The sequence below is a fragment of the Aporhodopirellula sallentina SM41 genome (genome assembly GCF_000346505.1).
Lineage (GTDB): Bacteria > Planctomycetota > Planctomycetia > Pirellulales > Pirellulaceae > Rhodopirellula > Rhodopirellula sallentina.
This window is the reverse complement of record NZ_ANOH01000042.1, coordinates 1-944: the sequence shown is the minus strand read 5'-3', so window position 1 is coordinate 944 and position 944 is coordinate 1. Positions and strand designations below refer to the sequence as shown.

1 protein-coding gene is annotated in these 944 nt (G+C 56.5%); it reads right to left on the bottom strand.

Annotated elements, in window-relative coordinates:
- The coding region (locus RSSM_RS01965; protein WP_236620883.1) for an ATP-binding protein at positions 1 to 922 on the bottom strand (922 nt) is incomplete at its 3' end.
- Positions 923 to 944: the final 22 nt, after the last annotated feature.

Here is a 944-nt window from a genome sequence, read left to right as displayed (position 1 = left end):
GTCCGTTGCACACCACGTGCACGTTGTGACCTCGACGCTGCAACATGGTGGTTGCCACCTTTTGGTTGACCAACCCGTCTTCGACGAGCAATACGTTCAACTCGGCCCCGTCAACACGGTTCGTCGTCGCTGAAACTGGCGGAGGGGGCTGCAGGTGTGGCGGCGCGAGCGCTCTGATGATTCCCTCGTGAAGAGACGAATGTTTGATCGGTTTGGGAAGGCAACCGGTCACGTCCGATTGTCGCATAACGGATCGTGGGCCCGAATCCATTGTTGCACGCATCATCAAAATCTTGGCAGAGGAGATCCGCGGGTTGGGATGGCTGCGCATGGTGTCGCACAAGTCCCACCCGTCCATTTCGGGCAGCACTTCGTCAATGATCACCAATCGAATCGGTTCATCCGATTTGGCGGCTTCTTCGAGAACTGCGGTTGCCTGCTTGCCACTTTCAGCGAGGACAACGTCGAGTTGCCAACTGACTAACAGTTCCGTGAGAACACTGCGGTTGGACTCGTTATCGTCCACCACGAGAACCGTTTGATTCTTCACGGGCCCCGGAAAAGAGAGCGATGTCTGCGAGTTCGCAAGACCGAACTCGGCATGAAAGCGGAACGTGCTTCCTTTGCCTTCCTCACTTTCAACGCTGATTTGGCCGTTCATCAGCTCGGTCAATTGTCGAGAGATGGACAACCCGAGTCCCGTGCCACCGAACTGCCGCGTTGTCGCGAGGTCAGCCTGGCTGAACATGTTGAAAATATCCGCCTGCCGTCCCTTTGGGATCCCGACCCCGGTGTCGTGAACCGCGAAGTCGACGATAACAGAGTTGTTGCTGCGCGACCGCAGCGATACGTCAACGAAGATCTCTCCCGTGCTCGTGAACTTGATCGCGTTGCCTACCAAATTCGTGACGATTTGACGCAAGCGAGTGGGATCGCCTCGTAGT